This window comes from Cupriavidus sp. 22TCCZM01-5 (assembly GCF_057798915.1).
On record NZ_JBYOJR010000014.1, the window covers coordinates 121,184 to 147,309 of the forward strand.

22 protein-coding genes and 3 pseudogenes are annotated in these 26,126 nt (G+C 68.6%); 11 read left to right on the forward strand and 14 right to left on the reverse strand.

The window, feature by feature from the left end; genetic code table 11:
• The first annotated feature begins 39 nt into the window (after positions 1–39).
• On the forward strand, positions 40–1,272 hold the full coding sequence (locus AC3FNH_RS15540) for an MFS transporter (protein WP_488720660.1): 1,233 nt from the start codon (positions 40–42) through the stop codon (positions 1,270–1,272).
• A 25-nt stretch (positions 1,273–1,297) separates the two neighbouring features.
• Complete coding sequence (locus AC3FNH_RS15545; protein ID WP_488720661.1) at positions 1,298–1,501, forward strand: hypothetical protein; 204 nt, start codon at positions 1,298–1,300, stop codon at positions 1,499–1,501.
• A 21-nt stretch (positions 1,502–1,522) separates the two neighbouring features.
• Here the strand turns inward: AC3FNH_RS15545 and AC3FNH_RS15550 are convergent, their stop codons facing one another.
• From AC3FNH_RS15550 to AC3FNH_RS15570, 5 genes are all read right to left on the reverse strand, one after another.
• Positions 1,523–2,698, reverse strand: a complete 1,176-nt coding sequence (locus AC3FNH_RS15550; RefSeq protein ID WP_488720662.1) for an L-rhamnonate dehydratase — start codon at positions 2,696–2,698, stop codon at positions 1,523–1,525.
• 195 nt (positions 2,699–2,893) lie between these two features.
• The gene (locus AC3FNH_RS15555) at positions 2,894–3,916 is read right to left on the reverse strand and encodes a 4-hydroxythreonine-4-phosphate dehydrogenase PdxA (RefSeq protein WP_276101257.1); all 1,023 of its coding nucleotides are present in this window, start codon (positions 3,914–3,916) and stop codon (positions 2,894–2,896) included.
• A 21-nt stretch (positions 3,917–3,937) separates the two neighbouring features.
• Positions 3,938–4,903, reverse strand: coding sequence for a Bug family tripartite tricarboxylate transporter substrate binding protein (locus AC3FNH_RS15560; RefSeq protein WP_488720663.1), 966 nt, complete (start codon positions 4,901–4,903; stop codon positions 3,938–3,940).
• A gap of 201 nt (positions 4,904–5,104) precedes the next feature.
• Positions 5,105–6,034 carry a LysR family transcriptional regulator gene (locus AC3FNH_RS15565; protein ID WP_276101259.1) on the reverse strand — a complete coding sequence of 310 codons (930 nt, stop codon included), beginning with the start codon at positions 6,032–6,034 and terminating at the stop codon, positions 5,105–5,107.
• Positions 6,035–6,199: 165 nt separating this feature from the next.
• Entirely contained in the window at positions 6,200–7,138 is a 939-nt protein-coding gene (locus AC3FNH_RS15570) for a LysR family transcriptional regulator (protein WP_488720664.1), read from the reverse strand.
• Positions 7,139–7,303: 165 nt separating this feature from the next.
• Between AC3FNH_RS15570 and AC3FNH_RS15575 the strand changes: the two genes are divergently transcribed.
• The gene (locus tag AC3FNH_RS15575; RefSeq protein ID WP_488720665.1) at positions 7,304–8,272 is read left to right on the forward strand and encodes a 3-hydroxyacyl-CoA dehydrogenase family protein; all 969 of its coding nucleotides are present in this window, start codon (positions 7,304–7,306) and stop codon (positions 8,270–8,272) included.
• Entirely contained in the window at positions 8,269–9,129 is an 861-nt protein-coding gene (locus tag AC3FNH_RS15580) for a beta-keto acid cleavage family enzyme (protein ID WP_488720666.1), read from the forward strand. The genes AC3FNH_RS15575 and AC3FNH_RS15580 overlap by 4 nt, the downstream gene beginning before the upstream one ends.
• A gap of 11 nt (positions 9,130–9,140) precedes the next feature.
• On the opposite strand, the gene AC3FNH_RS15585 is transcribed toward AC3FNH_RS15580, so the two are convergent.
• Complete coding sequence (locus AC3FNH_RS15585; RefSeq protein ID WP_276101263.1) at positions 9,141–9,392, reverse strand: hydroxyquinol 1,2-dioxygenase; 252 nt, start codon at positions 9,390–9,392, stop codon at positions 9,141–9,143.
• A gap of 257 nt (positions 9,393–9,649) precedes the next feature.
• On the opposite strand from AC3FNH_RS15585, the gene AC3FNH_RS15590 reads away from it, so the two are divergent.
• Complete coding sequence (locus AC3FNH_RS15590; RefSeq protein ID WP_488720667.1) at positions 9,650–9,979, forward strand: H-NS family nucleoid-associated regulatory protein; 330 nt, start codon at positions 9,650–9,652, stop codon at positions 9,977–9,979.
• 36 nt (positions 9,980–10,015) lie between these two features.
• On the opposite strand, the gene AC3FNH_RS15595 is transcribed toward AC3FNH_RS15590, so the two are convergent.
• Positions 10,016–10,450, reverse strand: a complete 435-nt coding sequence (locus AC3FNH_RS15595) for a hypothetical protein (RefSeq protein WP_488720668.1) — start codon at positions 10,448–10,450, stop codon at positions 10,016–10,018.
• Positions 10,451–10,623: 173 nt separating this feature from the next.
• On the opposite strand from AC3FNH_RS15595, the pseudogene AC3FNH_RS15600 reads away from it, so the two are divergent.
• A pseudogene (locus AC3FNH_RS15600) lies at positions 10,624–11,184 on the forward strand (response regulator); the annotation flags it as partial.
• Positions 11,168–11,662, forward strand: a pseudogene (locus tag AC3FNH_RS15605) (ATP-binding protein); the annotation flags it as partial. The pseudogenes AC3FNH_RS15600 and AC3FNH_RS15605, both read left to right, overlap by 17 nt.
• A gap of 19 nt (positions 11,663–11,681) precedes the next feature.
• Here AC3FNH_RS15605 and AC3FNH_RS15610 read toward each other — a convergent pair.
• On the reverse strand, positions 11,682–12,674 hold the full coding sequence (locus AC3FNH_RS15610; protein WP_488720669.1) for a LysR substrate-binding domain-containing protein: 993 nt from the start codon (positions 12,672–12,674) through the stop codon (positions 11,682–11,684).
• A gap of 73 nt (positions 12,675–12,747) precedes the next feature.
• Here AC3FNH_RS15610 and AC3FNH_RS15615 point away from each other — a divergent pair, with 73 nt between their 5' ends.
• From AC3FNH_RS15615 to AC3FNH_RS15625, 3 genes are all read left to right on the forward strand, one after another.
• On the forward strand, positions 12,748–14,577 hold the full coding sequence (locus AC3FNH_RS15615) for a gamma-glutamyltransferase family protein (RefSeq protein WP_488720670.1): 1,830 nt from the start codon (positions 12,748–12,750) through the stop codon (positions 14,575–14,577).
• A gap of 72 nt (positions 14,578–14,649) precedes the next feature.
• Positions 14,650–15,621 carry a Bug family tripartite tricarboxylate transporter substrate binding protein gene (locus AC3FNH_RS15620; protein WP_488720671.1) on the forward strand — a complete coding sequence of 324 codons (972 nt, stop codon included), beginning with the start codon at positions 14,650–14,652 and terminating at the stop codon, positions 15,619–15,621.
• Between the two features lies 1 nt (position 15,622).
• Positions 15,623–16,129, forward strand: a complete 507-nt coding sequence (locus AC3FNH_RS15625) for a GAF domain-containing protein (protein WP_276101270.1) — start codon at positions 15,623–15,625, stop codon at positions 16,127–16,129.
• A gap of 47 nt (positions 16,130–16,176) precedes the next feature.
• Here the strand turns inward: AC3FNH_RS15625 and AC3FNH_RS15630 are convergent, their stop codons facing one another.
• From AC3FNH_RS15630 to czcI, 4 genes are all read right to left on the reverse strand, one after another.
• Positions 16,177–19,401 carry a CusA/CzcA family heavy metal efflux RND transporter gene (locus tag AC3FNH_RS15630; RefSeq protein ID WP_488720672.1) on the reverse strand — a complete coding sequence of 1,075 codons (3,225 nt, stop codon included), beginning with the start codon at positions 19,399–19,401 and terminating at the stop codon, positions 16,177–16,179.
• A 16-nt stretch (positions 19,402–19,417) separates the two neighbouring features.
• Positions 19,418–20,665 carry an efflux RND transporter periplasmic adaptor subunit gene (locus AC3FNH_RS15635; protein ID WP_488720673.1) on the reverse strand — a complete coding sequence of 416 codons (1,248 nt, stop codon included), beginning with the start codon at positions 20,663–20,665 and terminating at the stop codon, positions 19,418–19,420.
• Positions 20,666–20,685: 20 nt separating this feature from the next.
• Positions 20,686–21,993, reverse strand: coding sequence for a TolC family protein (locus tag AC3FNH_RS15640; protein WP_488720674.1), 1,308 nt, complete (start codon positions 21,991–21,993; stop codon positions 20,686–20,688).
• 171 nt (positions 21,994–22,164) lie between these two features.
• Positions 22,165–22,533 (reverse strand): cation efflux protein, CzcI family, encoded by a 369-nt coding sequence (gene czcI, locus AC3FNH_RS15645; RefSeq protein WP_276101274.1) that lies wholly within the window; start codon positions 22,531–22,533, stop codon positions 22,165–22,167.
• A gap of 149 nt (positions 22,534–22,682) precedes the next feature.
• Between czcI and AC3FNH_RS15650 the strand changes: the two genes are divergently transcribed.
• A complete protein-coding gene (locus AC3FNH_RS15650; RefSeq protein WP_488720675.1) occupies positions 22,683–25,043 on the forward strand; it encodes a heavy metal translocating P-type ATPase in 2,361 nt (786 codons plus the stop codon).
• 43 nt (positions 25,044–25,086) lie between these two features.
• On the opposite strand, the gene AC3FNH_RS15655 is transcribed toward AC3FNH_RS15650, so the two are convergent.
• Positions 25,087–25,986 carry a polysaccharide deacetylase family protein gene (locus AC3FNH_RS15655; protein ID WP_488720676.1) on the reverse strand — a complete coding sequence of 300 codons (900 nt, stop codon included), beginning with the start codon at positions 25,984–25,986 and terminating at the stop codon, positions 25,087–25,089.
• 10 nt (positions 25,987–25,996) lie between these two features.
• Positions 25,997–26,126 (reverse strand): annotated as a pseudogene (locus AC3FNH_RS15660) (bifunctional UDP-4-keto-pentose/UDP-xylose synthase); the annotation flags it as partial.

Here is a 26,126-nt window from a genome sequence, read left to right on the forward strand (position 1 = left end):
TCGCGCCGGTCCTGCCGGCCGGGACCCGGAGCCGCTGACATGACGACCGTCCGGATTTCCCGCTCCGTCACACTGCTGCTCGTCGCCACCGGCTTTGCGGTGATGTTCGCGTCGACCGCCGTCAAGGGCGTCTACCAGGTCTACTTCGTGCAGCTGGCCACGCACTTCGGCCAGGGGCGCGCGCAGTTCGCGTGGTCTGGCGGGCTGTTCATGCTAGCCACCGGCCTTATGTCGCCCGTGGTGGGCGCGCTGAGCGACCGCGTCGGGCCCTTGCGCACCGCCGCGGTTGGCGCGCTGGCAGCAGGACTGGCCTATGCCAGCGCAGCCTGGTGGCACCAGTCGCTGGTCTGGTTCAGCCTTGCATTCGGCATCGTCTGCGCATTCGGGCTCGCGGCGATGACCTTCGTGCCGATGGGCGTGCTGGTGGACCGTCTGTTCGAGGCGCGCAGGAAAGGACTGGCCTACGCCATCGTCACCAACGGCACGGCGATCGGCTTTATCGTGCTGTCGCCGTTCTGGATCTGGCTGCAGCCGCAGGCGGCGTGGACCACGGTGTTCGGCGCGGTTGGCATGGTCTTCGCGCTGCCGGTGGCCGCCATGCTGTGGCTGCTGTCGCGCTGGGAACCGCCCGCGCCAGCGGCTGCCGTGGCGCAGGCGCAGACCTCGGCATGGGCGATCGTGCGGCGCGATCCTGTGTTCTACGTGCTGGCCGCAGGGTTCTTCGGCTGCGGTGCGACCATGGCCTTCATCGACGTGCACCTGCTCGCGCACTGGCAGGACCGTGGCGTGCCGCGCCTGGAAATGGGCTACGCACTGAGCGCGCTCGGGGTGCTGGAACTGGCCAGCGGCATCGCCTCGGGCGCGCTGGCGCTGCGCTTCGACAAGCACCGGCTGCTGGCCGCGTTCTACGCCATGCGCTGCGCGGCGATGTTGCTGCTGCTCGTGCCGCAGGCAGGCGTGCTGCCGTTTGCGGTGCTGTTCGGCAGCAGCTACCTGGGCACGGTCATCCTGACGTCGATGTTCTGCTTCGAGCGCTATGGCAGCCAGATCAAGGGCCGGGTGTTCGGGCTGCTGTTCCTGGTCCACCAGGTTGGCGCGTTCCTGACCGTGCAGCTGGGGGCGCGTTCGTTCGAATCGACCGGCGCGTATCTGCAGACAATCGCCGCGCTCGGCTTGGTGACCGGCTTTGCCGCCATCTGCTCGTGGCTGGGTTTGCGCCGCGGTGCCGGCGAGCCGCCAGCCCTGCGCGCCGGGGCGGGTGCGCAGGGCTGAGAGCGCGGGGTGGGGGGCAGCGACGATGGCCGCGATCCGGTGCCTGTTCGTTGGCGCCTGCCTGCTTCCACTGATGCTCGCTGCCCTGAAAGCGGACGGCCGCACGGTCAGGGCGGCGGCATGGTCTGGGATTGCCCTGCTGGCCGTGCTGCTCAGCCTCGTGGACCTGTCCGCCTATGTGCAGGCGCGTGTCGACGGCGTGCTGCTCGGGGCAGCCTGCGGCCGCTGAGCCCCGCCCATGGCGCGGCGCTTAGCCGATGATGTCGAACTCGCTGAAATGCTCTTCATTCAGGGTCAGCCCCAGGCCGGGCAGGTTGTCGTCCAGCTGCAGGTAGCCGTTGTCCGGTGCCGGGTCGCCCTTGAAGATGTAGTAGAACAGTTCGTTGCCGACCTCCACGTCATGCACCGGAAAGTACTCCGACATCGGTGAAGCGGTGGACGCCATGGTCAGGTGGTAGTTGTGCATCTGGCCGGCATGCGGGATCACGGGTACCGACCAGGCCTCCGCCATGGCGTTGATCTTCTGTGCCGCGGTGATGCCGCCCACGCGGTTGGTGTCGTACTGGATCACGTCCACCGCGCGGCGCTCGAGCAGGTCCTTGAAGCCGTAGGAGGTGAACTCGTGCTCGCCGCCGGAGATCGGGAAGGGGCTCATCTTCTTCAGCTCGGCGTAGCCCTCGATATCGTCGGCGATGACCGGTTCCTCCAGCCAGCGCGGGTTGAACTCGGCCAGGCGCGGCACCATGCGGCGCGCGTATTCCAGCGTCCAGCCCATGTAGCACTCCAGCATGATGTCGACCCCGTCGCCGACCAGTCCGCGCAGCAGGCGCACTTGCTCCAGGTTCTTCTGCATGCCGGCGGGGCCGTCCTTGGGGCCGTAGCCGAAGCGCATCTTCATGGCGGTGAAGCCCTGGTCCAGGTAGCGCCGGGCTTCGGCCAGGAAGGCGTCGCGGTCGTCGTTGTTGTAGAGCTTGGAGGCATAGCACCAGATCTTCTCCTTGGTGCGTCCGCCCAGCAGCTTGAACACGGGCTTGCCCACGGCCTTGCCCATCAGGTCCCACAGCGCGATGTCCACCGCCGAGATCGCGGCCATGCCGATGCCCTTGCGGCCCCAGGCATGGGTTCGGCGGTACATCTTCTGCCACAGGTATTCATTGTCGAACGGATCCTGCCCGATCACGATCGGCGCCAGGTACTGGTCGATGACCTGCTTGGCCACGCGCGGCGCGAGCGCGCAGTTGCCGATGCCGACCAGCCCGTTGTCGGTCTCGATCTCCACCACCAGCCAGCCGTGGAAGCGGAACGAGCCCATGGCGTCGCCGCGGTCGAACAGGATGTCGGTGGCATTGGTGCAGAAGTGGGCCTGCGGCGGCACGGTCTTGCCCTTCCATTCGAATACGCGGGCACGGACGTTGGTGATCTTCATCGTGTGGCTCCTTTTACGGCGGAAATGCGGTTGGTGTTCGGTTGGCGGCCCGGCTTTTCGTGATGGCGCGCACGAGAGTGCGCCCGACCGCGGATTGGGCAGTCATGTTCAGGTCTGCGTTGTGGCTGCGGGCCGGCGGGCATGCCGGCGCCACGTTGGCGGAGCCGGTCTATGCCGGCCTGCCAGGATGCATGCTCACCGCTGCGCGGCGGCACGTCGTTGCGCACCCATCTGGCAGGCGAGCTGGAACGCCTGCAGGATGGCGCCGGGATCGGCCCGGCCCTGCTGGGTGATATCGAAGGCGGTGCCATGCGCCGGCGTGGTGATCGGCACCGGCAGGCCGCCCTGCACCGTGACCCCGCGCGAAAAACCCATCAGCTTGATGCCGATCTGGCCCTGGTCGTGATACATGGTGACAATGGCGTCGAACTGGCGCTGCGCGGGTCCGCCCTGCACCTTGAGGAAGATGGTGTCGGCCGGGAACGGACCCTGCGCCGCCACGCCGCGTGCCTGCGCATCGGCCACGGCGGGGGCGATCACGTCGATCTCCTCGCGGCCAAAGGCGCCGTTGTCCCCATTGTGCGGATTGAGGCCGCATACCGCGATGCGCGGCGCACGCATGCCGGCGTTGCGCAGCGCCTGATCGATCAGGTCGATCGCGGCGCCCACGCTGTCGCGGGTAATCATGGCCGGCACGTCCTTGAGCGCCACGTGCGACGTGACGCGCGAGGTCCACAGCCCGTCCAGCACATTGAACTCGCAGAAGGCGCCGCGGTGGCCGAGCTGTTCGGCAAACCAGTGCAGCTCGTCGTTGTGGCCCATGCCGGCGGCATGCAGCGAGCTCTTGTTGAGCGGGCCGAACAGGATGGCGTCGGCCTTGCCGGACTGGGCCAGTTCCAGCGCCAGCGCGAGCGTGCCGAGGCTGTAGCGGCCGCCTTCGGCGCTGGCGGCGCCGCGCGGATAGGCGGGCTTGCCTTCGAGCGCCCAGTGGTACAGGCGCGGGCCGGCGTCCGTGCCCTCAAAGCCGAGGCGGGCGGTCTCGGGCAGCGCGAGGTCGACGCCGGCCAGCTGCAAGGCGTGGCGCCATTCGTCGCGGTCGGCAATCAGCAGGATCTCGGCGTGCGTGGCGGCGGGATTGGCCAGCAGCCTGGCGACCAGCTCAGGGCCGATGCCGGCGGGATCACCGAGCACCATGGCGATACGGGGTCGTTGTGTCATGGCGGATGCGGTGAATGCGGTTCAGTCGGGTCTGACGCCGAGTTCGGCGATCAGCTTGCCGTAGCGGGCATATTCGCTGCGCGAGAACGCATCGAACTGGCTGGCATTGAGCGTGCCGGGCATTGCGCCGACGTCATTGAGGCGGCGCACGGTGTCGGGGTCCTTCAGTACGGTGGCGAGCGCGGCGCCGATCTTCTGCAGCGTGGCGGGCGGCGTGCCAGCCGGCGCATAGACGCCGTACCAGGCATTCATCTGGATGCCGGGCACGCCGGCCTCGGCCAGCGTCGGCACGTTTGGCAGCAGGGGTGAGCGCTGGTCGGCGGTGACGGCCAGTGCGCGCAGCTTGCCGGCCTTGATATGGCTGATCACCGAAGGCATGGTCTCGAAGCTCATGTCGACCTGGCCGCCCATCAGGTCAACCAGCGCGCTGCTGCTGCTCTTGTATGGCACATGGAGCAGCTTGCCCTGGATCTGGCGCGCAAAGGCCGCGCCGGCGAGGTGCTGGGTGCTGCCGACGCCGGAGGAGCTGTAGCGGAATTTGTCCGGACTGGCCTGGATCTGGGCCACCAGCGCCTTCACATCGCGCGCCGGTACCTGGTTGTTGACCACCAGCACATTGGGCACGGAAGATACCAGCGCGACCGGTGCCAGGTCCTTGAGAGGATCGAACTGCAGCTTGAGCAGGTGCGGCGCGATCGCCTGCGAGGTGACTACGCCCATCAGCAGCGTGTTGCCATCCGGCGCCGCCTTGGCGGTGATGTCGGCGGCAATGGTGTTGGAAGCGCCGGGCCGGTTGTCGACGACCACCGGCTGCCTGAGGAGGGCGGCCAGCTTATCGGACACGATGCGCGCCATCACGTCGGTGCCGCCGCCCGGTGCCGCGCCCACCATCAAGCGCACGGGTCGGGAATCCTGAGCCTGGGCCGCCGTCGCGGCGATGGCCAGGCCGATCAGTCCGGCGCAGGCGCCGGCGATCCATCGTTTCATGCTGGTCTCCATCCTCATTGTCAGTCTGTGCTGCCTGACCGAACTATACGGACGAGAGTGCTTATCAACTACTGAGCATTTTTGAATGGGTGATCACCTGTGGGAATACCTCGGCGCATTGCCTCCGGACTTGGGGCCGCTGATAGAGGAAGCGGACACATATCTCGGGGGCGGCCAGCGCGTCCTGCCTGAAGCAGCGGGCTAGAGCGTCGAAGCGGCCCGCAAGGCATCGATCAGCACACTCATCGATGCCGTGACCGGGCGGCCCCGCCGCGTCACGATGCCGTAGGGCCCCAGCTTGCGTGGCAGGGGCAGCGGCAGCACGACAAGCGCCCCGAGGCTCCGGTAGTACGCTGCGACCGAGGCCGGGAGCACTGCGATCAGTTCGCTGTCCGCCAGCAGGGACGTGGTCATCAGCACTGCGGCAGTCTCGATGGTGGTGGGCGGCGGCGCCACGCCGGCATCCTCGAAGGAGCGGTCGATCAGGGCGCGCATGGGGCTGGGGCGCGGTTGCATGACCCATGGGTACCGGGTCAGCTCCGCGAACGAGGGGCGCCGCCGCCGGACCAGCGGATGCTGCGGCCCCACCACGATTGCCAGTCCTTCCTCGCCCAGCTGCTCGAATTCCAGCCCGCTGCTATCCCAGCCTTCCGGTACCCGGCCCAGCACGATGTCGAGCTGGTCGCGTTCCAGCAGCGGCACCAGCAGGTCGCTGGTGTCGACCTGCACCGCCACTTCCAGCCGCGGGTGGTCACGGTTGAGGGTGCGGATCACGCCCGCCAGCAGGCCCGGCGCCGGCGCCATGACCGCCCCCACGCGCACGCGGCCGATCTTGCCGGATTCCAGCGCCACCAGCTCGTCGCGCAGGCCTGCCATGTCGGCGAACACCAGCTTGGCATAGCGCGTCGCGGCACCGCCGAAACGTGTCGGCCGCAGTCCGCGCGCATGGCGCTCGAACAGCGCCACGCCCAGCAGGTCCTCCATGTCCTGCAGCATCTTGCTCACGGCCGGCTGCGTCAGCGTCAATGCGTCGGCGGCCTGGCGCAGCGAGCCGCGTTCCTCGATGGCCAGCAGCAGGCGCAGGTGCTGCATCTTCAGGCGGCCGTGCAGGGTGGTGACGGAGGGGATCATCGGGGCGGAGAACGGGGAACGGAGAAGGCGCAGGGCGAGAACTGCCAGAGTGTGGCCGGCGATCACCGATTCTTATCGCCGGCCCGGACAGCGTCAACTTTTTCTCATACGTCCACGCGTCGCGGCAACAGGACGGAGTATCAGGCGGGCTGCGTCATTGCCGCCTCAACCAACCTCGGCGCCGGCGGCTTCGGGCTGGCCGCAGAACTGGGCCAGGTGCGCGCGCACCGCATCGGCCAGCTCCGCCGCCGCGGGCGACAGGCTGCGGTTGCGCGGCGTGACCAGCCCGATCGACCGCTCCGTGACCGGCCCGGTCAGCAGGCGCTCGACGATGCCCGGCTGGCGCACGGTGCCCGCGGCGATTTCCGGCAGCGCCGCCACGCCGAAACCGCACTCGACCATGGCGGCAATGGTGGCGAGGTGCTCGGCCTCGAACACCGGCTGGAAGCGGATGCGGTTCTGCAGGAAGGCCCACTCGGCGTACTGGCGCACGCTGCTCGGGTGCGTCATCGAGACATGCGGCGCATGCGCGGTGTCGGCCCAGCGCAGCGGCCCCGTGCCGCGCGCCAGCGGGTGCTCGGCCGGGATCAGCAGCACGAAGCGGTCGGACATCAGCGGCTCGTAGTGCAGGTCCGCCTGCTGCGGATCGGCCGCGGTCAGCGCGAAGTCGACATCGCCCGCGCGCACCATATCGAAGGCGGGCCCGGATAGCGTATCGAACACCTTGAGCGCCACTTCGGGGCGGGCGCGGTGGTAGGCCATCAGCACGCGCGGCAGCATGCGCGCCGCCAGCGACGGCAGTGCCGCCACCGCGACCTGGCCGCGCTCGGCGCTGGCAATGCCCGTGACCGCGTCGATCGCGCCGCGGAAGGCCGCCTGCAGCAGCGCGGCCTGCTGCATAAAGACCGCGCCAGCCGCAGTCAGCCGCACCGTGCGCGTGGTGCGGTCGAACAGGCGCACGCCGAGCGATTCCTCGATGCGCAGGATCTGGGTAGACAGGGCGGACTGCGACAGGTGCAGCTGGCTGGCCGCTTGCCGGAAGTTCAGCGTGCGGCCGAGCACGAGCGTGGTCTCGATGTCACGCATCGACAGGTTGATCTTCATGGGCGATGGCGTCCCGGGCTGGGCAGGCTGATTGATCTCGAATTCAGATCATTTTATCCATAGAATCGACTTCATCAATCAAAGCGGCTTCTCTACACTGCTGCCATTCTCCATTCCGGCGCCGGGCCGACGTGCCTGCCGCCTTCGCCAAAGCCAAGAGACGCTATGCAGAATCCCGCCCCATCCGTCATCCTCGACCGCCCGGGCGTTGCCCATGCGGTCGTGGTCGGCGGCGGCACCATGGGTGCCGATGTCGCCGTGGTCCTGACCCGCGCGCTGTGCCGTACCACGGTGGTCGAGCCCGATGCCGGGCGCGCCGGTGCGCTGCCCGGCCGCGTGGCCGCCAACCTGGAGGTGATCGGCCGGGCCGAAGGCGCCGAACGGCTCGCTGTGGTGCAGGACCTGGACGCCGTGGACTGGCCGTCGGTGGACCTGGTGATCGAGTGCATTCCCGAGTGGCTCGAACTCAAGCAGGCACTGTTCTTGGAGCTGTCCGCACGGGCGCGTCCCGATGCCGTGCTGGCCAGCAACAGTTCGAGTTTCCCGATCAGCGCGATTGGTGATGGTTTGTCCGGGCGCGGTCGCATGCTGGGCCTGCACTTCTTCATGCCGGCGCACCTGGTGCCGCTGGTGGAAGTGGTCATGGGGGCGGGCAGCGATGAAGCCTGTGCCGACGCACTGATCGCGTTCATGCGCCGCTGCGGCATGGTGCCCGTCAAGGTGCGCCGGGACCTGCCGGGCTTCCTGGCCAACCGGCTGCAGCACGCGCTGTCGCGCGAGGCCTTCAGCCTGATCGACCGGGGCATTGCGTCGGCCGAGGACGTGGACGCTGCCGTGCGCTTCGGCTTCGGCTTCCGCTTCCTGGCCGCGGGCCCGGTCCTGCAGCGCGACCATGCCGGGATCGACGTGCATGCCGCCGCCGGCGCTACCATGTACCCGACCTTCTGCAATGACGATCATCCCGCGCGCTGCCTGAGCGAGCGCGCCGCCGACGGCCGCCACGGCATGAAGCGCGGCGAAGGCTTCTACGCGTGGACGCCCGAGACCATTGCCGCCGAACGCGCGCGCTATGACCGGCTGCTGCGCGCCGGCCTTGACCTGATTGCCCCCGAACTGCCCGAGATCCAGCCATGACGCAAGCTATCCAGGCCCCGACCCATCAGCCGCTGGCTGATTCGCCGCTGATCATTACCGTAGCGCCCAACGGCGCGTACAAGCGCGCCAGCGACCACGCCGCGGTACCGCTGACGGCCGCCGCACTGGCGGCCGACGCCAAGGCCTGCCTGGACGCAGGCGCGGCCATGATGCACATGCACGTGCGCGACGCCGAAGGACGCCACTCGCTCGATGCGCAGACCTACCGCGAGGCGCTGGCCGCGGTCAGGCAGGCCGTGGGCGATGATTTGCTGGTGCAGGTCACGAGCGAGGCGGCAGGCGTGTACAAGGCCGCGCAGCAGATGGCGATGGTGCGCGAGCTTCGGCCCGAAGCGGTATCGGTGGGCCTGCGCGAGATTGCGGTGCCGGACGTGAGCGAGACCGAGCTGGCGGACTTCCTTGGCTGGCTGGCGCGCGAACGCATCATGACGCAGGTGATCCTGTACGACGCGGCGGATGTGCAGCGCTGGCAGGCCATGCGCGCGCGCGGCATGGTCCCGCCGGGTGCGTGGTCGGTGCTGTACGTGCTGGGGCGCTATTCAGCGGGGCAGGTGTCCTCGCCGCGCGATTTGCTTCCCTTCCTGCAGGTGGCCGACGGAACCCTGCCCTGGGCGATCTGCGCATTCGGGCGCGAGGAAAACGCCTGCGTGACCGCTGCGGCGGCGTTCGGCGGCCACGTCCGCGTGGGCTTCGAGAACAACTTGTATCTGCGCGATGGCAGCCTGGCGCCAGGCAATGCCGCGCTGGTGGCGCAGGCCGCCCAGGGCGGGCTGACGCTGGGTCGTCCGCTAGCCACGGCCGCGGACGCCCGCCGCATCTATGGCGAAGTGCGTTGAGCCATGACGGCTCAGGCGCCGTCGGAGTAGGGATCGGGCGTGCGCGGACCACTGCCACTGCGCGAGCCGTCGGTAAATGGGTCGGGCGTGCGCGGGCCGCTGCGCGCGCCATCGGTAAAGACATCGCGCGGGCCTTGCACGCTGCGCGCGCCGTCGAGGTAAGGGTCGGGCGTGCGCGTGCCGGCCGCGCCCGCGGCGGTAGCTACGCCGGCAAGCGTGGCGGCCATCGCCGTGGCCATCAGGGTATGTCTGAGCAGTCGCATGGTGTATCTCCGGTAGCCGGCCGGTCAGGACTTGACCGACCCTGCGGGCAGTCTAGGCAGGCGTGCCGCACAGCAGCATGACTGCGACATGACAATGCCGTCATGGACCGGCGCCCGCGGGTTGCCAGCTGCGTTTCGCGGGAACGGCTGGCAAACACGGTAAAATCACGGAAATCACACCGGCGCCGCTGTCTGGCGCCGGTCTTCCATTGCACCGCCGGAATCGGAGACATTGCGGCGGGCTTCTCACGATACTCATGTCTGAGTCTGAATCAGCCAAGCTGGCCGCGATCGCCTGGATTCGCGAGCAAATGGACAACTACGCCCTGACGCTTGACGACCTGATGGCCGCGGGATGTTTTGACGGGGAACCGTCCGCTGGAGAAAGCGGGGCCACGGAAACCCATGGCGCGAGCGAATTACCCGCTCCCCCTGACGCCGCCGCTGTGCAGCAGCCGCCAAAGAAGGCCGCGCCGCTATACCGCAATGCACTGGGACAGAGCTGGGACGGTACCGGGGAGTATCCGGACTGGCTTCAGCGCGCGGTCAACGCGGGCCAGTCGATTGATTTCTATCGCGTCGAGTAAGCCACCTGCAGTTCTGGCAGATCCCGCCAGCGCGCATCAGGGCTGGGCCGGGAAGCCGCTGAAGGGACCGGCAAACGTGGCCGCATGGCCGTAGTGTGCAAGCGCGGCAACGGGGAGTTCCGTCAGCTCGCCCACGGTGCATCCGCCGCGCGTGGCGCAGCGGCTCTCGGCACGGCTGCTGTCGCCCTGGGCGGGTTTGTCATTGGCGTCGCCGTTCCTGTCATGCAGTTGCAAGGGGCTGCCGTCGCTGTCGGGGTCGGCCATGACGCGCACGGCGCCATCGGCGCAATGCGGCGCCGGGCCCAGTGCCGCTTCGGCGCTCGCCTTGGCCGCGGCGTGGCGCTCGGCCAGTGACAGGCCCGCAGCCTGCACCATGGCACAGGCCGGAGACCGGGATGCGGCCTGCCCCGCGCCGGACACAGCCAGCAGCGGAAGGCACAGCAGGAAAAAGCGGATAGTCAGGCGTTTCATCGGATGGCGTGGAACCAATAGAGGCGTTCGATGTCGCCGCCATTTTACCGGGCTCGCTGGCGCGGATGCGTCACGTGCAGATGACATTTTTGACATCTTGCGCCACGCGGGCCCAGTCTCCGCTAGCGTTATGCCCTGGCGGAGCACCGGTGCCCGCCCAAAAGGACACCCGCATGCGCATCCTGATTGTCGAAGACGAGCCCAAGGCGGGCGATTACCTGCAAAAAGGGCTGACCGAATCCGGCTTCGTGGTCGACCTTGCGCGGGACGGCATCGACGGCCTGGCCCACGCGCGCGAGCAGCCCTATGACCTGGTCGTGCTCGATGTGATGCTGCCGGGGCTCGATGGCTGGAGCGTGCTGCGCGAGCTGCGCCGCGAACGCGATACGCCGGTGCTGTTCCTGACCGCGCGCGACGAACTGCAGGACCGGCTCAAGGGCCTGGAACTCGGCGCCGACGACTACATGGTCAAGCCGTTTGCATTTGCCGAGCTGGTCATGCGCATCCGCACCATCCTTCGCCGCGGGCCCTTGCGCGAAAGCGAATTCATCGAACTGGCCGACCTGCAGATCGACGCGATCCGCCGCCGCGTGACGCGCGCGGGGCAGAAGATCGACCTCACGTCGAAGGAGTTCGCGCTGCTTTACCTGCTGGCACGGCGCCGCGGCGAGGTGCTGTCGCGCTCGCTGATCGCCTCGCAGGTGTGGGACGTGAACTTCGATGGGCGTGCGCACGCTCGACGCGCGCGCCGAACTCGACAAGGTCGCCGAGTACTTCGATGCGGTCGCGGCCGACCGCGACGTGAGCGTGTCCGTGGCCGGCGCCGCCAGCATCCACGCCGACCAGACGCTGTTGCGCCGCGCGGTCACGAACCTGCTCGACAACGCGTTGCGCCATGCGCCGGCTGGCAGCACAGTCCGTGTGGATGTAGCCCGCGGCGCGAGCGAAGAGGGCGGCGCCACCTGCATCCGCGTGGTCAACGCGGGTCCGGCAATCGACCCCGAGGTATTGCCGCACATCTTCGGCCGCTTCTACCGTGCCGATCCGTCGCGGCGCAACTCCGCGGCATCCACGGGGCTGGGACTGGCCATCGTCGATTCCATCATGCGCCTGCACGGCGGCCGTGCCCTGGTAAGCAGCAGCGACGGCGAAACCGTGTTCGCGCTGCTGTTCCCGGCCGGAACCGAGCTGCAGCCGCGCGCAGCTGCCTGAGGCGAAGGCGCCCGTCGCCTCAGACCCGTCCCCCCACCGCGGCGACGCTCGTCACCAGTGCCGCGATCTTTTCATCCTCGCCGGATTCCCTGCGCCACATCACGCCCACCGGCGGCAGGTCCCAGCTTAGCGGGTGGGGCAGCATGGTCGCGCCTTCGGCCTCCACCAGCTCGGCGGCAACGCCTCTTGGCACGATGGTGATGGCGCCCAGGTGGCTGCGCAGCACGGTGGCCATCGTCTTGATCGAGTACGTCTCGACGATCGGGGTGGGCTGCGCCACGCCCGCCACCGCGAACATGGTGTTGATGGTGCGCCGGATGGGCGTATTGGGCGGCGGCAGGATCCAGTCCCGTGCGGCCAGCTGGTTCCAGTCCAGCCCGCTGCGCGCCAGGCGCGCCGCTGCCTTGCTTGGCACCACCAGCACCGGTTCTTCGCGGTAGAGCGGCCGCTGCGCGATATCCTCGCCGGGCACATAGAACGTGCGCGCGATCACGCAATCGAGTTCATGGGCGCGCAGCGCGGCCACCAGTTCATCCGTGGTGCCCTCGCGCACCAGGACCGAGATGCGCGGGGAGCGCGCCAGCCCGAAAGTGCAGGCAGCGTCCAGCACCGGCCGCGCGATGTACGGAATCACCCCCAGGCGCAGCCGGCCCGACAAGCCCGCCTCGATCACGGCAAGCTCGCGGCCGAGTGCATCCGCGTCGGCCAGCGCCAGGCGGGCGTGCGCGAGCACGCTCAGGCCGGTCGGCGTCGGCTCCAGCCCCTGACGCGTGCGCGTGAACAGCGGTACCGTGAAGATGTCCTCGATCTCGCGCAGCATCTTGGTGACGGCCGGCTGCGACAGGTTCATTTCGGCGGCGACGCGCGATACCGAGCGCTGCCTTTCCAGTGCCAGCAGCAGCGGCATGTGCCTGAGGCGCAGCCGGGAAATGACACGATGGACCAGGTGGTCGGAAGCGATGGACATGGCGGTACGAGGGAGGGCAGGGTAGTCGTATAACCAATCAGTCATGCAATGATAACCAAAGACGTCATTGCGGTTATTTCATAACCCTATACTGGCCTGAATCCCAGGAGCCCTTCCCATGTTCACTACCCGTCCGGAAATCATCGGCACCTTTGGCGTGGCGGCATCGACCCACTGGCTGGCCACGCAAACCGCCATGGGCGTTCTCGAGCGGGGCGGCAATGCCTTCGACGCCGCTGCTGCTGCCGGCTTCGTGCTTCAAGTGGTGGAGCCGCACCTGAACGGGCCCGGCGGCGAAGTGCCGATCCTGTACTGGAGCGAACGCGAGCGCCGCGTGCGCTCGGTGTGCGGGCAGGGCGCCGCGCCCGCGCTGGCTGACCCCGAAAAACTGCGCGCCATGGGCCTGGAACTGATGCCCGGCATCGGCCTGATGCCGGCCACGGTGCCGGGCGCCTTCGGTGCGTGGCTGACCATGCTGCGCGACCATGGCACGTGGCCGCTCGCCGACGTACTGGCGCCGGCCATCGGCTACGCGCGCGACGGATTCCCGCTGGTGCCGCGCATCTCGCGCGCGATCCTGGCCGTGCAGGCGTTGTTCCGCGACGAGTGGCACAGCTCCGCGCAGACCTGGCTGCCTGGCGGCAAGGTGCCGCGCCCCGGCAGCCTGCACACACTGCCCGCGCTGGCGGCCACCTACACGCGCATCGTCGACGAAGCGCAGCAGCGCAGCCAGACGCACGAAGGCCAGATCGACGCGGCCATGGACTGCTGGTACCGCGGCTTCGTGGCGCGCGAGATCGACAGTTATTGCCGCAACACGCACGTGCGCGACACCACCGGCGACAAGCACACGGGGCTGCTTCGATACGAGGATATGGCCGCATGGCAGCCTGACGTGGAAGCGCCTGTTACGCTCGACTTCGGCCGCTATACCGTGGCCAAGTGCGATATCTGGAGCCAGGGCCCGGTGTTCCTGCAGCAGCTTGGCATGCTGCGCGAAGCGCAACTCGAACGGCACGCCCCGGACTCGGCGGAATTCGTGCACCGGATTGCCGAGGCCTGCAAGCTGGCCATGGCCGACCGGCTCGCATGGTATGGCGATCCTCGCTTCGCGGCCAGCCCGCTTGCCGCGCTGCTGGACGGTGGCTATCTGGCCGATCGGGCGCAGCGCATCGGCGCACGCGCGTCACGCTCGATCGATCCCGGCATGCCTGGTGGCGCGACCCCGCGCCTGCCCGACCTGGAAGCGGCGGTGCGCACGCTGCAGCGTGCCGATGTGCGCTTCGGCGTGGGCGAGCCGACCTTTGCCGAACTGCCGCCGGTGTCGGAGTGGGCCGAGCGCGAGCTGTTCGTGGGCGACACTTGCCATGTGGACGTGATCGACCGGCACGGCAATATGGTGGCCGCCACGCCGTCCGGCGGCTGGCTGTCATCGAGCCCGACCATTCCCGCGCTGGGCTTCGCGCTCAATACGCGCCTGCAGATGACCTGGCTCGAACCGGGCCTGCCGAATTCGCTCGCACCGGGCAAGCGCCCGTGTACGACGCTGTCGCCTTCGCTCGCGCTGCGCGACGGCGAGCCGTACATGGTGTTCGGCACGCCCGGCGGTGACCAGCAGGACCAGTGGTCGCTGGCGTTCTTCCTGCGCCATGCGGTGCACGGCATGAACCTGCAGGAGGCGATCGATGCGCCGGGCTGGCATATCGACCATTTCCCGGGCTCATTCTGGCCGCGCCAGACCGTGATCAACCGGATCACCATGGAGTCTCGCTTCCCCGAAGCCACGCTTGCCGCGCTGCGAGACCGCGGCCACGACGTGCGCGTGGGCGATCCATGGTCCGAAGGGCGCATGTCCGCGTGCACGCGCGAACGCGATGCGCGCGGGCGCCTGGTGCTGCGTGCCGGCGCCAATGCGCGCGGCATGCAAGGCTACGCCGTCGGGCGCTGAATCCGGCCATCCACCAGAAGAGGGCGCGAATGGCAGCACGCCGGTTCGCGCGAGATCGAGGAGAGCAAGACTATGAAATCCATTGTGAAACGATTGCTGGGCGGCGTTGCCGCGCTGTCGCTCTGCGCCGCCGCGCATGCCGCGGATCCCTACCCGCAGAAGCCGATTACGCTGATCGTGCCGTGGGCCGCGGGCGGTTCCACCGACATCCTCGCACGCGTGCTGTCCGAACACCTGACGCGTTCGCTCGGCAAGCCGGTCATCGTCGACAACAAGCCGGGCGCGTCGGGCAATATCGGCTCGGCGATGGTCGCGCGCGCGAAGCCGGATGGCTACACGCTGCTGGTCGGCTCGATGAGCACGCATGCGATGAACCCGGCGCTGATGCCCAACATGCCGTTCCGCGGTGTCGAGGATTTCACGCCGCTGGGGCTGCTTGCCTATGTGACCAACACGATGGTCGTGCATCCGTCGGTGCCCGCGCAGAACCTGAAGGAACTGATTGCCTACGCCAAGGCCAACCCTGGCAAGCTGGCCTATGCCAGTGCGGGCCCGGGTTCCACCAATCACCTGAGCGCTGTGCTGTTCGAGCGCATGGCCGGCGTGCAGATGCTGCACGTGCCCTACAAGGGCGGTGCGCCGGCAGTGGTCGATACGGTCGCCGGCCAGACGCAGGTGCTGTTCTCCGCGGGCACCCAGACGCTGCCGCACGTGAAGGCCGGCAAGCTGCGCCTGCTGGCCGTCACCGAGGCAAAGCGCTCGCCGCTGCTGCCCAATACACCGACCGTCGCGGAGACCGTGCCGGGCTATGAGCTGGCGGTCTGGTACGGCGCGTTCGGTCCGAAGGGCATGCCCACCGACCTGGTGGCGCGCCTGAACCGCGAAATCAACGCGGTGATGTCGCTGCCGGAGGTCAAGAAGCAGATGAACGCGATCGGCGTGGAGACGGCCACGTCCACCCCGCAGCAGTTCGGCACCATCCTGCGCAACGATGCGGACCGCTATGGCAAGCTCATTCGCGAACTTGGCATCCATGGGGAATAACGTGAGTGCTGTCCTGGACCACGCCGCGGAGATACTGGTTTGCGCCAATGGCCTGTGCGATGCGCTGCAGCGCGCGGCCAACCCGAAGGAAACGCTGGATGCCGTAGGCCAGGCGACACTGCGGCTGCTGGGGCCGGGCCTGCTGACCATCAATGCGTGGCATGCGGGTACGGCGGAAATCGAGCGAATCTGGTCGTCGGACCCTGTTGCCTATCCGCCGGGCGGGAAGAAGTCCAAGCCGGACAGCCCCTGGCGGCGGCAATTGCTCGAAGCCGGGGAAGTCTTCGTCGGCGAAGGCGATGCGGCGCTGGCGGCGGTGTTTGACGACGTTGCGCTGATCCGCTCGCTGGGATGCAGGGCCGTGGTCAATGTACCGCTGTGCAAGGCCGGGCGGGTATTCGGCACATTCAACTACCTGGCCGGCCGGGCCGCCTGGGAGGCCCGCGAGATCGCCGCGCTGCGGGTGCTCGCGAACCTCGCGGCCCCCGCGGTTCACGCCAGCCTCTGATTGGCTCATCCCGGCGAGGCCAGGCGCCGGGATGAGTGCCGCGTGATCTAGCTGGCCGGATCCCGCACCAGCGCACTGCGCACGCCCTTACCGGCGCCCATCTGCTCATCGCGGCGATGCGCCAGCCGATACAGCACCGGCAACACCAGCAGCGTCAGCACCGTCGACGACACGATGCCGCCGATCACCACCGTGGCGAGCGGGCGTTGCACCTCGGCGCCCGTGCCCGTGGCAAGCGCCATCGGGATGAAGCCGAGCGATGCCACCAGCGCCGTCATCAGCACCGGCCGCAGCCGGCTCAGTGCGCCGCTCTGTACGGCATCATCGAGCGCCAGCCCGTCTTCGCGCAGGCTGCGGATGAACGACAGCATCACCAGCCCATTGAGCACCGCCACGCCTGACAGCGCGATGAAGCCGACCGCCGCGGAGATCGACAGCGGAATGCCGCGCAGCCACAGCGCCAGGATGCCCCCCGTCAGCGCGAACGGAATGCCGGTGAACACGAGCAGGCCGTCCCTGAGGTTGCCGAACATCGCGAACAGCAGCACGAATACCATCAGCAGCGCCATCGGCACGACGATCTGCAGGCGGTTTGTGGCCGATTGCAGTTGCTCGAACGTGCCACCCCAGGCGATCCAGTAGCCCGTGGGAATCGTCACACGCTCGGCAATCGCGGCCTGGGCGTCCGGCACGAAGCTGCCGACATCGCGCCCGCGCACGTTGGCACTGATGACGATGCGGCGCTTGCCGTTCTCGCGCGAGACCTGGTTGGGGCCTGGCGCGATGTCGAACGTGGCGATCTCGCCCAGCGGGATATAGCTGGTGCGGGGCGCGGTGTCGGCGGAGGTCATGCGTACGCCGCCGGCAGCCGCGGGCCGCGTATCGGGCGGCAGTGCAATTGGCAGGCGCCGCAGGGCGTCGACATCGGCCCGCACGTCTTCAGGCAGGCGCACCGCGATGCGGAAGCGCCTGTCGCCTTCGAACAGCGTGCCGGCATCGCGCCCGCCGATGGCAATGGCGACGGTGTCCTGCACATCGGTCATGTTCAACCCGTAGCGCGCCGCGCGGGCGCGGTCGATCGCAACCGTGAGGACCGGCAGGCCGGTGGTCTGCTCGACCTTGACTTCGGCGGCGCCCGGTACCGACTGCAGGGCGGAGGCGATCTTCTGCGCGGTGGCTTCGAGCACCGCGTTGTCGTCGCCGAACAGCTTGACCGCGACATCGCTGCGCACGCCCGAGATCAGCTCGTTGAAGCGCAGCTGGATCGGCTGCGAGAACTCGTAGCGGTTGCCGGGGATGGTCTCGAGTTCCGCCTGCATCTGCGCCAGCAACTGGTCGCGCGTCTTGCGCGGATCGGGCCATTCGCTGCGCGGCCGCAGCATGATGTAGGCGTCCGACGCATTGGGCGGCATCGGGTCGGCGGCGATCTCGGCCGTGCCCGTGCGCGAGAAGACGCGCTCGACCTCGGGGAATTTCTCCTTGAGGCGCGCTTCGATCTGCTGCTGCATGGCCACTGACTGGCTCAGGCTGGTGCCGGGAATGCGCAATGCCTGCACGGCGATGTCGCCTTCGTTCAGGTTCGGGATGAACTCGCTGCCAAGCCGCGTCGCAACCAGCCCGCTCAGCGCCACGGCAACCGCCGCGAAGGTCAGGACCACCGGCGTATTGGCGACGGCGCGGGCCAGTGCGGGCGCATAGAGACTGCGCGCCCACCGCATCACGCGGTTTTCCTTCTCCGCGACGCGCTCGCCGATAAACAGCGCCACGGCCGCGGGCACGAAGGTCACCGACAGCAGCATGGCACCGGCCAGTGCCAGCACCACTGTGATCGCCATCGGGTGGAACATCTTCCCTTCGACACCGGACAGCGCAAAGATCGGCACGTAGACGATCATGATGATCAGCTGGCCGAACACGAGCGGGCGGCGCGCTTCCCGGGCCGCCGCAAACACCTCGTGCAGGCGTTCGCCGCGCGTGAGCGGGCGGCCGTGGTGCTGCTGCGCGCGGGCCAGGCGCCGGACGCAGTTCTCCACAATGACCACCGCGCCATCGACGATGATGCCGAAGTCCAGCGCGCCCAGGCTCATCAGGTTCGCGCTGATGCGGTAGGTGGCCATGCCGGTGAATGTGAACAGCATCGACAGCGGAATCACCAGCGCGGTAATGACCGCCGCGCGGAGATTGCCGAGGAACAGGAACAGCACCGCCACCACCAGCGCCGCGCCTTCGAGCAGGTTCTTCTTCACGGTGGCAATGGCCTTGTCGACCAGCACGGTGCGGTCGTACGCCGTCACGGCGCGCACGCCCTGGGGCAGCGTGCGATTGATCTCGGCCATGCGCGCATCGACCGCGCGCGAGACCGCGCGGCTGTTCTCGCCGATCAGCATGAAGACGGTGCCCAGCACGACCTCGCGGCCGTTGTCGGTCGCGGCGCCGGTACGCAGTTCGCGTCCCAGGCCGACCTCGGCCAGGTCGCGGATGCGGATCGGCTGGCCCTGTGCGGTGCCGACGATGACGTCGCGGATATCGTCCATCGAGCCGACCTGGCCCGGTGCGCGCACCAGGTACTGCTCGCCGCGCCGTTCGATGTAGCCCGCGCCCACGTTGCTGTTGTTCTTCTCCAGCGCCTGCACCACGTCCTGCAGGCTCAGTCCGTAGGACGCCATGCGCTCCGGGCTCGGCGCCACCAGGTACTCGCGCGCGAAGCCGCCGATGGTGTTGATCTCCGTCACGCCCGCGACGGTGCGCAGCTGCGGCTTGATGATCCAGTCCTGGATCTCGCGCAGGTCGGTCGGCGTATAGCGCGTGCCGTCAGGCTTGCGCGCGTTGTCGTCGGCCTCGACGGTCCACAGGTAGATTTCGCCGAGACCCGTGGAGATCGGCCCCAGCTGCGGCGTGGTGCCGTCCGGGAGCTTCTCGCGCGCTTCCAGCAAGCGCTGGTTGACGAGCTGGCGCGCAAAGTAGAGGTCGGTGCCGTCCTTGAAGATGACTGTGACTTGCGACAAGCCATAGCGCGACAGCGAGCGCGTCTGTTCCAGCCCGGGCAGGCCGGCCATGGCGGTCTCGACCGGGTAGGTGACGCGCTGCTCCGCTTCCAGCGGCGAGTAGCCGGGCGCCTCGGTATTGATCTGCACCTGCACATTGGTGATGTCGGGCACGGCGTCGATCGGCAGACGGCTGTAGCTGTAGAGGCCCAGCAGCGCCATGCCCAGCACGCCCAGCAGGACCAGCCAGCGCTGCTCGATGGCAAAGCGGATGATGCGTTCGAACATGGTCAGCTCCTGCGGGTCAGTGGGCGTGCTCGGCGCCGGCCTTGCCCTGCTCGGCCTTCAGCACGAAGCTGTTGCGCGCGACGTAGCGGGCGCCGGGCTGCAGGCCCTGCACGATCTCGATGCGCTTGCCGTCGCTGCGCCCGGTGGTCACCGGCCTCGCTTCAAAGCCGCCGGGCACCTCGACATAGACCATCGGCTGGCGGCCTTCGGTCTGCACGGCTTCGCTTTCCACGACGACGGGGACTTCCGTTTCCTGTCCGGCCACGCTGACGGTGACGAACAGGCCGGGGCGCCACGCCATGTCGGGGTTCGACAACGTCACGCGCGCGGTTGCGGTGCGCGTTTGCTGTCCGAGCAGCGAGCCCACATAGGACACGGTGCCCGCGGCGGTCCCGTCAAACGCGGTGGAAGCGATGCTGACCTTCTCGCCGAGCCGTACCTGGCTCAGGTCCTTGGGCGCGATCACGAACTCGGCCCAGACCGTCGCCAGGTCGGAGATCGTGAAGACGGTGGTGTCCGCCGCGACCGCTTCGCCAAGCGCCAGGTGTTTTTCGACGACGATGCCGTCGAACGGCGCGCGCAGCTCGAACTGGTTGAGCCCGGTGGACGCCGGCCGCGCGCCGATGGCGGTGAGCTTCTGCATGGCGTTGCGCACGGCGATTTCCGCTTCCTGCAGCGCGGTACGCGCGGCCAGGAAATCCTGCTCGGCGGAGATCTTGTCTTCCCACAGGCGCTTCTCGCGCGTGTAGGTCGTGCGTGCCAGCTCCAGCCGCCTCTGCGCGGCCAGCAGTTCGCTGCGCTGGTCCGACAGCTGCGTGCTGGCCAGCACGGCCAGCAGGTCGCCCTTCTTCACGCGCTGGCCCAGTACGGCCGACACGGATTCGGCCACGCCCGCCACGCGCGGCACGACGTGGGCGGTGCGGTCTTCGTTGAAGCGGATCTCGCCGGGGAACTGCTCCGCAGCCTGTACGCGGCCGGGGCCTGCGGTGCGCAGTTCCAGTCCGGCATTGCGGATCTGCTCGGGCGTCATCGCGATACGGTCGGTGTCGTGCGAGTCCGCGGCAGGTGCGGCCTGCGCGGCGGACGCTGCGTCTTTGCCGGCCTCCTTGCCGGGCGGCTTCGATGCCTGCTCGCCGTGATCGTGGCCGGCCTCGTCGTGGCCGTCGCCGGTTTCACGGCCCGTGAAAAGCAGGGCGGCGCCGGCCAATACGCCGGCACCGACGATCGCGGCGATAGCGTTGCGTTGGATCTTGGTGATTGCCATGGGAATCCTTGTTGGGCGGGTCAGCGGCCGAGCATGCGGTCGATGGCGGTGGCGGCCTGGTAGGTGGCGGCCACGGCGCCGAGATAGCGCACGCGTGCCTGCAGCAGCGTGCGCTGGGCGTCGAGCACTTCGAGATAGGCGAACTTGCCCGCTTCGAATCCTTGCGCTGCCGCCTGGTAGGCGCGCTGCGCGGCCGGCAGCACGGTCTGGCGCAAGGTCAGCGCGCTGTTGCGCGACAGCGCGAGCTGGCCGGAGGCCTGGCGCAGATCGCTGGCCAGCCGCACGCGCGTGGCGCGGTATTCGTCGGCGGCCTTGTCGGCCTGGCGGATTGCGGTGTACAGGTTGCCCTGGTTGCGGTCGAACAGGGGCAACGGCAGCGAAACGCCCAGCACCGGGTAGTAGCCGCGATCCGACGAGTATTCGCGCTTGGCGCCGACGCTCACGGTCACGTCGGGGTATTGGCGGCTGCGTTCGACATTGACGAGCGCCTGGCGCCGCGCCATCTCGCTCTGGCTGGCACGCATTGCTGGCGCGATGTCGAGCGTATCGTCGAGCGCGGTGGGCAGTGGCCGCGACGGCAGGGCTTCCAGGTCGCCGCTTGCCGAAGCGAATCCTGGCGCCTGGCTGCCCCACTGGGCTGCGAGCTGCTGGCGCGCGCTGTCCAGTGTGGCGCGTGCCTCGGCCAGTTCCAGTTCGGCGTTGGCCTGTTCGACCTCCGCGCGGGTCTGTTCCACGGGGGAGACCTTGCCGGCCATCACGCGCCGCGCCGCGGCCTGCGTGCCGCGCGTGGCGATGCCGACCGAGCTTTCTGCCAGGCCGACACGCTCCTGTGCCACCAGCACCTGGAAGAAGGCGCCGATCACCGCGGCGCGCAGGTCGGCCTCGGCATTGTCCAGTTGCGCGCTGGCGAGGTCGCGCGCCTTCTGCGCGGCGTCGATGCGGGCCGAGCGCTTGCCGCCGAGTTCGATCGGCAGGCTCATCTGCGCGGTGGTGGTGCGCGACGCGCGCCGCGTGTCTTCCATCTCGAAGCCGATGGCCGGGTTCGGGATCGTCCGCGCCTGCGCGATGCCGCCTTCGGTGGCGTCAAGTTCCTGTCGGACAGCGGAAAGGGTGGGGTTGCGGGCCATGGCCAGCGCCAGGGCGGTGTCCAGCGTCAGGATGCCTTGTGGTTCTGCCGGTTCTGCCGGTTCTGCCGGCTCCGCCGCGTCGAGCGGTCCTGCGGAGCGTTGCACCTGAGGCGCGGGCGGCATTGCTGCAGCGGTGGCGGATTGCGCGACGGGGCCGAGCAAGGCGGCAGCCAGCCCCAGTGGTATCACTACGTGTTTCATCGGGTATCACCAGATCGAAGCCAGGGAACACCGGCGTGATGCCATCAGCGGCACGCATGCGCGCTGACGGCGGTCACGCCGCGAGATCCGTCGATCCGGGATGCCGGCCCCTGCGCGGTCAGCGCGGGCGCGGCGAGGGCAGAAGATAGGCCGTGGCCCCGAACCGGCGGATTACGCCAGCCGCGGCCATTGGGGCCGATCCGGTTCGCGCGCCGGCACCGACCCGTAGTTCACGGGCAGCACGCGGTAGCGCACGGTGATGAAATGGTAGGACAGAGGCTGTGTCGCGGCCGGCACCATGACGTGCGAGCCGGCGAAATGGCATATCGCGCAATCGGCATCGGGCAGCTTGCTGCCGGTCTTGCCTTGGGCGCCGGCCTCGTGCTCGTGCGTGTGATGGCCGAAGTGCCAGGCTGGTGCGGTGCCGGTTTCCTGCTGGCGCTGCTGCTCGCGCCCGTGCTCGCAGAATGCAGCCGCGCCCGCCCAGGTGAACTGGAGCGGCAGCATGATGGCGAACAGCAGGATCAGCAGGCGGCGCATGGCCGCGATTATAGCGGCGCATTGCGGCCGTCTTGCAAGCGCAGGTCGCGTCACCCTGACGCAGCCCGGGTCTTGTCGACGCCTTGCTTGACTCTGTAGCGGCTACAGGGTCTTCAATGGCATCAGGTCAAACCAGCTGGAAAGAAGAAATGGCTCGCACGACACCTGAAGACGCGCTGCCACACGAACACTTGCGCAGTGAAACAGGCTCCGGGCACCCTTACGGGCATACCCAAGAACATCATGGCCACGATCACGATCACGATCATGGCCACCAGCACGAGCAGGGTCACCACGACCTTGTGCCGCAACCAGCAGCGTGCTGCGGCGGCGGCTGCGGCGCGACGATCAGCGTCGCGCCCGTGGTGCCGGTCGCCATTCCGTCCGGCGCGCGCTCGGCCAGCTATCGTATCGACGCCATGGACTGTCCGACCGAGGAAACGCTGATCCGCAACAAGCTCGGGGGCATGGACGGCGTGGCGGCGCTCGATTTCAACCTGATGCAGCGCGTGCTGACCGTGCATCACACGCTGGCTTCGACCGAACCCGTGGTCAAGGCGATTGCCAGCCTCGGCATGAAGGCGGAGCCGCTAGTCCCGGAGCAGGCCGCGCCGCTGCCCGCGGCGGAACACAAGCCGTGGTGGCCGCTGGCGCTGGCTGGAGTGGCCGCCGTCGGGGCTGAAGCCACCGAATGGCTGGGGTTCTGGGACCCGTGGTTGCCGGCGCTGCTGGCGATTGCGGCCGTGGCGTTGGGCGGGCTGACGACCTACCGCAAGGGATGGATCGCGCTGCGCAACGGCAACCTGAACATCAACGCACTGATGAGCATTGCCGTGACGGGCGCGCTGGTCCTGCGCGAATGGCCCGAAGCGGCCATGGTCATGGTGCTGTTCGCGCTGGCCGAACGCATCGAAGCCGCGTCGCTGGACCGTGCGCGCAATGCCATTCGCGGCCTCATGGCCATGGCGCCCGAGCAGGCCACCGTGCGGCAGGCGGATGGCAACTGGGCCGTCGTGCCGGCGGCCAGCGCGGCGGTGGGGGCGCTGGTGCGGCTGCGCCCCGGCGAACGCGTGGCGCTGGATGGGCGCGTGGTGCGCGGCCAGTCCGCGCTGGATCAGGCCCCGATCACCGGCGAGAGCGTGCCGGTCGACAAGGCCGCCGGCGACGCGCTGTTCGCGGGCTCCATCAACCAGTCCGGCGAGATCGAGTACGAAGTCACCGCGCCCGCCAACGATTCCACGCTGGCCCGCATCATTCACGCGGTGGAGGCGGCGCAAGCCAGCCGCGCGCCGACGCAGCGCTTTGTCGACCAGTTCGCTCGTATCTATACACCGACGGTCTTCGCCATCGCGCTAGCCATCGCGGTGCTTCCGCCGCTGGCCATGGGCGCGCCGTGGGTGGAGTGGATCTACAAGGCGCTGGTGCTGCTGGTGATCGCCTGCCCGTGCGCGCTCGTGATCTCTACGCCCGTGACCATCGTCAGCGGCCTGGCCGCCGCGGCGCGGCGCGGCATCCTGATCAAGGGCGGGGTCTACCTGGAGCAGGGCAAGGACCTGTCGTGGGTGGCGCTCGACAAGACTGGCACCATCACGCACGGCAAGCCCGCGCAGACCGACTACGCGATGCTCGTCGACAACGCGCCGCGGGCGCGCGCCATCGCCGCGAGCCTGGCCGCGAGGTCGGACCACCCGGTGTCGAAGGCGGTGGCCGCAGCGGCGCAGGCGGATGGCATCACCTTGCTGGACGTGACGGAATTCGAGGCGCTGGCCGGGCGGGGCACGCAGGGTCGTATCGATGGCGAGGACTACTGCCTCGGCAACCATCGGCTGATCCACGACATGGGTGCATGCTCGCCCGAACTGGAAGACCGCCTCGAGGTGCTGGAGCGCCAGGGCAAGACCGTGGTGCTGCTGGCGCGCGTCGGCAAGGACGGCGCAGCGGTGGCGCAGGCCATGTTCGCGGTGGCCGACACCGTGCGCGACGCCAGCCGCCAGGCCATTGCCGAGCTGCACGCGCTGGGCGTGAAGACCATCATGCTGTCCGGCGACAACCCGCATACCGCGCAGGCCATCGGCGCGCAGGTCGGCATCGACGAGGCGCGCGGCAACCAGTTGCCGCAGGACAAGGCGGATGCTATCGGCGCGCTGGCTATCGACACGCACATTGCGCGCGGCAAGGTGGGCATGGTGGGCGACGGTATCAACGACGCGCCGGCACTTGCGCGGGCCGATATCGGCTTTGCCATGGGCGCGGCCGGCACCGATACCGCGATCGAAACCGCCGACGTGGCGCTGATGGACGACGACCTGCGCAAGATCCCCGCGTTCGTGCGGCTGTCGCGGCGCGCGTCGCGCATCCTGTGGCAGAACATCACGCTGGCGCTCGGCATCAAGGCGATATTCCTTGCGCTGACCGTGGCGGGGATGGGGACGATGTGGATGGCGGTGTTCGCCGATATGGGGGCGAGCCTGCTGGTGGTGTTCAATGGGCTGCGGTTGGCGCGGCGGTGAGGGCCGGCGCCTCCACGGAGTATCAGCCGGCAATCCGCAATAGTCAGGGCTGAATGATCAGCTCGCCGCTGCGCCCTTCAATCGACCCCCACGTCACCGGCAGCGCCGGCAGGGTGTCGCGGTCGATGTGCCGGTAATACGTGGCCATCGACACCAGCTCATGCCCCTGCGCGCGCCAGCCTTGCAGCAGGCGGCGGAACACGGGCGCGAGCTTGCCGCCTTCCAGTTCCGTATGCAGCGTGAAGACATGGTCGCGCATGCCGCCCGCGCCTTCCGTCAGGCGCAGCACGGCCTCATGGACGTTGTCCTCGGTGAGGCCGTCCACGCCGATCATTTCGTCGAGCGTGGGCAGCGTGGTTGGCATCTGCACATGGCGGCAGGCCACGCCGCCGACAGTCGGGATGTACGGCGCCGTGCCGCGCCCGTCCGACGCGTAGGCCATGCCCCAGTCGTCGATCTGCCGGAACGCCTCGTCGTTCATCTGCCAGCCGGCCGCGCCATGCGTGGGCGGGGCTTCGCCGAAGATGTCGACATAGCGGTCGAATGCGTTCTGCATCTGGCGGCGCGTCCAGGCGGGATCGCGCTGGCGCACGTTGTCCTGCCAGTAGACGTGATCCCAGGTATGGATGCCGCATTCATGGCCGGCCGTGCGCGCCGCGCGCATTTCGGCGGCCGCCTTGCGGCCGATGTCCGGCCCTGGCAGCAGCACGCCGTACATCAGCGTGCGCAGGCCGTAGTTGGACACCACCGAGGTGCGCGACACCTTCTTCAGGAACCCGGGCCGGAATACGCGGCGCAGTGCCCAGCCGGTGTGGTCCGGGCCCAGGCTGTACAGGAAGGTGGCCTGTGCCTGCACGGCATCGAGCATGGACAGCAGCGCCGGCACGCCTTCGCGCGTGCCGCGCAGCGTGTCGACGTCAACCTTGAGGGCGATTCTGGCCATGGCTCCGCGCTCAGTTGGCGCTGTCGACGAGGGTGCGTGCTTCCACGACCTTTTCGCGATAGGCCTCGAAGATCTGGCGCAGCGCCTGCTCCATCGTCACCTCGGGCTTCCAGCCCAGTTCCTGCATGGTGTTGTCGATC